Consider the following 6752-nt stretch of genomic DNA (forward strand, 5'->3'; position numbering starts at 1 on the left):
GCTCCTCAGCTGGTCAGCGCGTCGGGATGGCGGGCCAGGGCCCGGCGGGCGTAGTAGGCGAAGTTGGCCCGGCTGCGCTGCGGCGACAGCGTCCAGTCGTGGGCCTCGCGGGCCAGCTCCTCGGGCAGCTGCTTGACGGTGCCGGCGGCCATCGCGGCCAGCTGCAGCTTGGCGGCGCGCTCGATGAGGATTCCCAACGAGCACGCCTCCTCGATGCTGGCGCCGGCGATGACGTGGCCGTGGTGGGCCAGCAGCACCGCCTTCTTGTCGCCCAGCGCGGCGGTGATGATCTCCCCCTCCTCGTTGCCGACGGGCACGCCCGGCCAGTCGGCCAGAAACGCGCAGTCGTCGTACAGCGGGGTGGTGTCCATGTGAGATACCACCAGCGGGACCTCCAGCATGGACAGCGCCGCCACGTGGAACGCATGGGTGTGCACGATGCACTGCACGTCGGGGCGGGCGCGATAGATCCAGCTGTGAAAGCGGTTGGCGGGGTTGGCCATTCCGTCACCCTCGAGGACATTGAGGTCCTCGTCGACCAGCAGCAGATTGCCGTCGGTGATCTCGTCGAAGCCCAGGCCGAGCCGCTGGGTGTAGTAGGTGCCGTCGGCCTCGGCGCGGGCGGTGATCTGCCCGGCCAGCCCGGAGTCGTGCCCGGCGTCGAACAGCGCCCGGCAGGTCAGGGCCAGCTTCTGGCGGGTGGTCAACGGCGATTCGGCGGCGTCCCGGCCCTGCAACGCCGTCAACTGCTCGGCAGCCCGGCGCATCAATTCCGATTTCGAATCGGTGAACGTGCTGGCCATGTGACACAATGTAGCAGGTTAGGAAACCTTGTGTCATAGGAGCCTCGTGACAGCACTGCTGCGTCCCGTCCGCAGGCAACGCGGCCTCACCCTGGAGGCGCTGGCTGCGCAGACCGGCCTAACCAAGAGCTACCTGTCCAAAATCGAACGCGGCCAGAGCACCCCGTCGATCGCGGTCGCGCTGAAGGTCGCGCGAGCCCTCGACGTCGACGTCGGGCGGCTGTTCTCCGACGAAGCGGCCCGGGAGAAGATCGCCGTCGAGCGCGCCGGTGGCCCCGGGGGCCGGCGCTACCGGGTATTGGCCTCGTCGATGCTGGGAAAGACCATGTCGCCGTTCGTGATTCGCCCCACCGAACAGCTGGCCGACGACCCGCACCCCGAGCACGCCGGCCAGGAGTTCCTGTTCGTGCACGCCGGCAGGGTCGAGCTCGACTACGGCGACCAGACGTTCACGCTCGGGCCCGGCGACAGCGCGTATTTCGACGCGTCGGTCAGCCACAAGGTCCGCTCGGTCGGGCCGGAACCCGCCGAGGTCGTCGCGGTGGCGCACGCCGAACCGGGAAGCGCGGCGTTCGCCGGCTGACTAGCTGGGCCGGCAGGTGACGGTGGTCGTTGCGTCCTGTTGCACGACCACCTGGCCGTCCACGGCGATCTCGCAGTGGAACTGGGCGGGGCCGTTGCCCGAGTCCGGCCAGTGCAGCATGCCGCTGGCCGTGATGCTGGCGAACTGGTTCGGGTTTGCCAACGTGGCGGTGTAGGTGACCGGCGTTCCGCCGCTGAGCGGGGCCTGCACGCTGGTCGAGAACTTCGACGGGTCGGCGTTGAAGGCGGCCTGGCTGGGCGGGTCGGCGTTCACGTAGGAGACGTTGGCGGTCACATTGTTGGGGCTCGTCACGGTGTAGGTCACCTGGTGGCCGTCCGCATGCGCCGCCGCCGGCGTGAGCACCGCCGCCACGGCCATCGTCACCGCTGAGATCGCGCTCGCTGTCCTGTGCACGTTCGTCATATCGAAAACGCTACCGGATTCGTTAGCGACGGTTCGCTGTTTACCGGCGGCTGCGGCCGCGCTCACCCGGCTCGGGTATGAAGCAGACATGAGCGATGAGCCCACCCAGCCCCCGAACCCGGCCGGCGCCGCGGCGCCCGGCGTCACCCGCCGCCGGTTGCTGACCACCGGCGCCGTGTCGGCGGCGTTGGGGGTGGGCATCGGCGGCGGCGCCACGCTGCTGTGGTCGCAGTCCGCGCGCTCGAGAGGGCCCTGGCCGTGGCTGCAGCCCGACCGCAACGGCGCACCGCCGGTGGCCGGGCTGCACCTGCAGTTCGGAAAGAATGCCGGCACCGAGGTGGTGGTGTCCTGGCACAGCACCGACGCCGTCCGCAATCCGCGCGTCGTGTTCGGAACTCCGGTGTCCGGGTTCGGCCGCACGGTGGCCGCCGACACCCGCACGTACCGGGATGCGAAGTCGGGCATCGAAGTTCGGGTCAACCATGCCCGGCTGACCGGCCTGACGCCGGACACCGACTATGTCTACGCCGCGCTGCACGACGGCGCGCAGCCCCAGCAGGGCACCGTGCGGACCGCGCCGATGGGCCGAAAACCCTTGCGCTTCACTAGCTTCGGTGATCAGTCGACGCCCGCGCTGGCCAAGATGCCCAACGGGCGGTACGCCACCGACAACATCGGCTCACCGGCCGCCGCGGACACCACCATGGCCATCGAGCGGATCGGCCCGCTGTTCAACCTGGTCAACGGCGACCTGTGTTACGCCAACCTGGCGCAAAACCGGATCCGCACCTGGTCCGACTGGTTCGAGAACAACTCACGCTCGGCGCGGTTTCGGCCGTGGATGCCGGCGGCGGGCAATCACGAGAACGAATTGGGCAACGGCCCAATCGGTTACGGCGCGTATCAGGCCTACTTCGCGGTGCCCGATTCCGGGTCGAGCCCCGAGACCCGCGGCCTGTGGTATTCGTTCACCGCCGGCTCGGTGCGGGTGGTCAGCCTGAGCAACGACGACGTAGCCTTTCAGGACGGCGGCAACTTCTACGTGCACGGCTATTCGGGCGGGGAGCAGAAGCGTTGGCTGGCAACCGAACTCGCCGCGGCCCGGCGCGACCCGGACGTCGACTGGCTGGTGGTTTGCATGCACCAGACGGCGATCTCCACCGCGGACCGGACCAACGGCGCCGACCTGGGCATCCGCGAAGAATGGCTGCCGCTGTTCGACCAGTATCAGGTCGATCTGGTGCTGTGCGGCCACGAGCATCACTACGAGCGCTCGCACCCGTTGCGCGGCGCGCTGGGCACCGACACCCGTACCCCGATACCGGTGGACACCCGCGGCGACCTCATCGACGCCACGCGCGGCACGGTGCACCTGGTCATCGGCGGCGGCGGCACGTCGGCGCCGAGCAACGCGATGTTCTTCCCCGAGCCCCGCTGCCGGGTGCTGACCGGCGTGGGCACGTTCGACCCCGGGCTGGGGCGCAAGGCGCCGATCTATGTCATCGAGGACGCGCCGTGGTCGGCGTTCCGTGACCGCGACAACCCTTACGGCTTCGTGGCTTTCGACGTCGACCCCGGCCCGGCCGGCGGCAACACCTCGATCAGGGCGACGCATTACGCGCTGACCGGCCCGCTCGGCGAGATGTCGGTGATCGACCGATTCACGCTGACCAAGCCGCGCGGCGACGGGGCGCGATGAGTTTTCGGAGTGTTCGGGTTTTCCGGCTTGTCAGAACAGCGTCGGCTGAGCGGGTTCGGGCGCCGGCGCGGCCGCAACCGCTCGGGCGAACGGGCGGTGATCGCCGCCCAGCCGGTACTTGGCGATCAGCGGGGCGGCGCGGTGCCGCAGCATGTCGCGATAGCTCGGCGGCAGGTAGGCGCCGCGGCTGTACAGCTCCCGGTAGCGGCCGACCAGCTCGGGATGCGAGCGGGCCAGCCATTCCATGAACCAGCCCCGCGTCGAGCCGCGCAGGTGCAGGCCGAAGACCGTGACGCTGCCCGCGCCGGCGGCCGCGATCTGGCCGAGCAGGTCGTCGAGGTGCTCGACGGAATCGGTGAGGTAGGGCAGCACCGGCGCGACCATCACGTGGCAGTCCAGCCCGGCGGCGCGGATCGCGCTGATCAGACCCAGGCGCGCCTGCGGCGTCGGGGTGCCCGGCTCGACGTCGCGGTGCAGGTCCGCGTCGCCCACCGCCAGCGACACCGCCACCGAAACCGGAACCTGCGCCGCGGCGTTCGCGATCAGCGGCAGGTCCCGGCGCAGCAGCGTGCCCTTGGTCAGGATCGACAGCGGGGTGCCCGATTCGGCCAGCGCGCCGATGATGCCGGGCATCAGCGCATACCGGCCCTCGGCCCGCTGGTAGGGATCGGTGTTGGTGCCCAGCGCGACGGTCTCGCGCCGCCACGACGGCCGCCGCAGTTCCCGGCGCAGCACCTGTGCGACGTTGGTCTTGACGACGACCTGGGTGTCAAAGTCATTGCCGCAGTTCAACTCCAGGTATTCGTGGCTGGGCCGGGCGAAGCAGTACCGGCAGGCGTGCGAGCAGCCTCGGTAGCCGTTGACGGTGTAGCGGAACGGCAGCGCCGAGGCATTCGGCACCTTGTTCAGCGCGGACTTGCACAGCACCTCGTGGAAGGTGATGCCCTCGAACTGGGGCGCGCGCACGCTGCGCACCAGACCGAGGCGTTGCAGCCCCGGCAGCGCCCCGTCCTCGACGGGTTTCCCGTTGACCGCGACGGCCTGACTCGCCCACCGCATGCCAGTAATTCGAACACCAGTTCGAGATCGAGTCAAGGGCCTCTGCGGTCAGAAGGGTGGCGGCTCGTCGTCGGGGTCGGGTGGTGGTGCGGGTCCGGGTGTCGCGGGGTGGGTGGTGAGTCGGGTGCGGCGGTTGTGGTTGCGTTCGGTGGTGATGCGGTGGGCGCGGGTATGGCGGCGCAGCGGCATCATGGCGGTGCGCTCGCCGCAGCGGTGCTCGGTGTCGGGCTTGGCCGGCGACACGGCCCCGGTGGGTGTACATAGGGTGGGGAACAGCAGCGCGCTGCCCGGGGTGGTGACGTAGGTGTCGCCGTCGGGCAGGGTCCAGATCACCGCGCCGTCGGGCAGTTGCCGGTCGCGCCAGCCCCAGAACGTTTTCAGCAAATGATGGCCACGGCACAGGCATTTGAGGTTTCTAACAAGTCGGTGATCTACCCCTTATATGGGGTCGTTCAACGCTGCCAGATAAGCGGAATGGTCAGTCGTTGCCAAATCGCGCAGCATGAGGACGAGCGGTGGGTTTGATGTCTGCATGAGACCCACGAAGTCCGGTCGAAGCCGATAGCGACGTGGCGGGAGACCGGGTACAGGTCCTGAACTGGTCGACTGTCGACACCCTTGCCACCAGACAGCTCAAGGTGGCGAGTTGAGTCCCGCATAGTGGTGTAGCGCGGTTGCTGGGTTCGTCATCGTGTCGGTGATGGACGTAAAGCGGCCACCGCGTGATCCTTCGAGTCAACCTTCCACAGAATCCTCGAGGAGTCCCAAAGTTGAGTCCCGCATAGTGGTGTAGCGCGGTTGCTGGGTTCGTCATCGTGTCGGTGATGGACGTAAAGCGGCCACCGCGTGATCCTTCGAGTCAACCTTCCACAGAATCCTCGAGGAGTCCCACGATGACCGCACCCCACATTGTCGACCCTGCCGGCCTTCTTGGCGAGGCCCTGGCCGAAGCCTCACCTGATCTGATGCGCTCCCTGCTGCAGACCGTGATCAACGCTCTGCTGTCGGCGGATGCTGATGCCGTCGTGGGCGCCGAATGGGGCCAGCCCACCCCGGGACGGCGAGCGCAGCGCAACGGGTATCGCCACCGCGGCCTGGACACCAGGGTGGGCACCATCGATGTCGCAGTCCCGAAGCTGCGCAAGGGAACCTACTTTCCCGACTGGCTGCTCGAACGCCGCAAGCGGGCCGAATCCGCGCTGATCACCGTGGTCGCCGACTGCTACCTGGCCGGCGTCTCCACGCGGCGGATGGACAAGCTGGTCAAGACCCTGGGCATCGACTCACTGAGTAAATCGCAGGTCAGCCGCATGGCCACCGACCTCGACGAGCACGTCGAGGCGTTCCGTCACCGCCCACTCGATTCTGCTGGCCCGTTCACCTTCGTCGCCGCTGATGCGTTGACGATGAAGGTCCGCGAAGGCGGCCGCGTGGTCAACGGGGTCGTGCTGCTGGCCACTGGCGTCAACGGTGACGGACACCGCGAAGTCCTGGGCATGCGGGTGGTCACCAGCGAGACCGGCCCGGCCTGGAACGAGTTCTTCGCCGACCTCGTCGCCCGCGGGCTGGCCGGCGTACGCCTGGTCACCAGCGACGCCCACGCCGGGCTGCGCGAGGCGATCGCGGCCAACCTGCCCGGAGCGGCCTGGCAGCGGTGTCGCACACACTACGCGGCCAACCTGATGAGCATCTGCCCCAAGAGCATGTGGCCGGCGGTCAAAGCGATGCTGCACAGCGTCTACGACCAACCCNATGCCCCCGCGGTGGCCGCGCAGTTCGACCGGCTCATCGACTACGTCACCGACAAACTGCCCGCCGTGGCCGACCACCTGGCCACCGCCCGCGAAGATATCCTGGCCTTCACTGCATTCCCCAAAGATGTCTGGTCCCAGATCTGGTCCAACAACCCCGCAGAACGGCTCAACAAAGAGATCCGCCGCCGCACCGACGCCGTCGGGATCTTCCCCAACCGCGACGCCATCGTCCGTCTCGTCGGCGCCGTGTTGGCCGAACAGAACGACGAATGGGCCGAAGGCCGCCGTTACCTCGGCCTCGACATCCTCACCCGCTGCCGCCTGACCACCATCACCGACGACAACCCCGACATAGGAGCCAACGACATGCCCGCACTCACCGCCTAACCCACCGGATCACGCAGCACTACACCACTTCCCGGGACTTGACC

Annotated in this window: 6 protein-coding genes and 1 pseudogene; 3 read left to right on the plus strand and 4 right to left on the minus strand. The window is 68.4% G+C overall.

The features are described 5' to 3' along the window. Positions 1–5: 5 nt before the first annotated feature. On the minus strand, positions 6–803 hold the full coding sequence (locus H7I87_RS04260; protein ID WP_009977734.1) for an aldolase: 798 nt from the start codon (positions 801–803) through the stop codon (positions 6–8). Between the two features lie 46 nt (positions 804–849). Between H7I87_RS04260 and H7I87_RS04265 the strand changes: the two genes are divergently transcribed. Next, a complete protein-coding gene (locus H7I87_RS04265; protein WP_009977735.1) occupies positions 850–1386 on the plus strand; it encodes a helix-turn-helix domain-containing protein in 537 nt (178 codons plus the stop codon). Here H7I87_RS04265 and H7I87_RS04270 read toward each other — a convergent pair whose 3' ends face one another. Next, the gene (locus H7I87_RS04270) at positions 1387–1809 is read right to left on the minus strand and encodes an Rv2576c family protein (protein ID WP_016705509.1); all 423 of its coding nucleotides are present in this window, start codon (positions 1807–1809) and stop codon (positions 1387–1389) included. Between the two features lie 88 nt (positions 1810–1897). Here H7I87_RS04270 and H7I87_RS04275 point away from each other — a divergent pair, with 88 nt between their 5' ends. After that, complete coding sequence (locus H7I87_RS04275) at positions 1898–3508, plus strand: purple acid phosphatase family protein (RefSeq protein ID WP_009977736.1); 1611 nt, start codon at positions 1898–1900, stop codon at positions 3506–3508. A 30-nt stretch (positions 3509–3538) separates the two neighbouring features. Here the strand turns inward: H7I87_RS04275 and H7I87_RS04280 are convergent, their stop codons facing one another. Next, positions 3539–4567, minus strand: a complete 1029-nt coding sequence (locus H7I87_RS04280; RefSeq protein ID WP_011725478.1) for an Rv2578c family radical SAM protein — start codon at positions 4565–4567, stop codon at positions 3539–3541. Between the two features lie 48 nt (positions 4568–4615). Then, a pseudogene (locus tag H7I87_RS04285) lies at positions 4616–4981 on the minus strand (HNH endonuclease signature motif containing protein); the annotation flags it as partial. Between the two features lie 479 nt (positions 4982–5460). Between H7I87_RS04285 and H7I87_RS04290 the strand changes: the two are divergent. After that, a complete protein-coding gene (locus tag H7I87_RS04290; RefSeq protein ID WP_264002577.1) occupies positions 5461–6708 on the plus strand; it encodes an IS256-like element IS1601 family transposase in 1248 nt (415 codons plus the stop codon). Positions 6709–6752 lie beyond the last annotated feature (44 nt).

Source organism: Mycobacterium timonense (assembly GCF_025821985.1).
In the GTDB taxonomy this organism is placed as follows: domain Bacteria; phylum Actinomycetota; class Actinomycetes; order Mycobacteriales; family Mycobacteriaceae; genus Mycobacterium; species Mycobacterium avium.

Bases quoted from the DNA above. Each gene is read 5' to 3' on its own strand.
- H7I87_RS04260 (WP_009977734.1), bottom strand. From the start codon at position 803: ATGGCCAGCACGTTCACCGATTCGAAATCGGAATTGATGCGCCGGGCT.
- H7I87_RS04280 (WP_011725478.1), bottom strand. From the start codon at position 4,567: ATGCGGTGGGCGAGTCAGGCCGTCGCGGTCAACGGGAAACCCGTCGAG.
- H7I87_RS04275 (WP_009977736.1), top strand. From the start codon at position 1,898: ATGAGCGATGAGCCCACCCAGCCCCCGAACCCGGCCGGCGCCGCGGCG.
- H7I87_RS04270 (WP_016705509.1), bottom strand. From the start codon at position 1,809: ATGACGAACGTGCACAGGACAGCGAGCGCGATCTCAGCGGTGACGATG.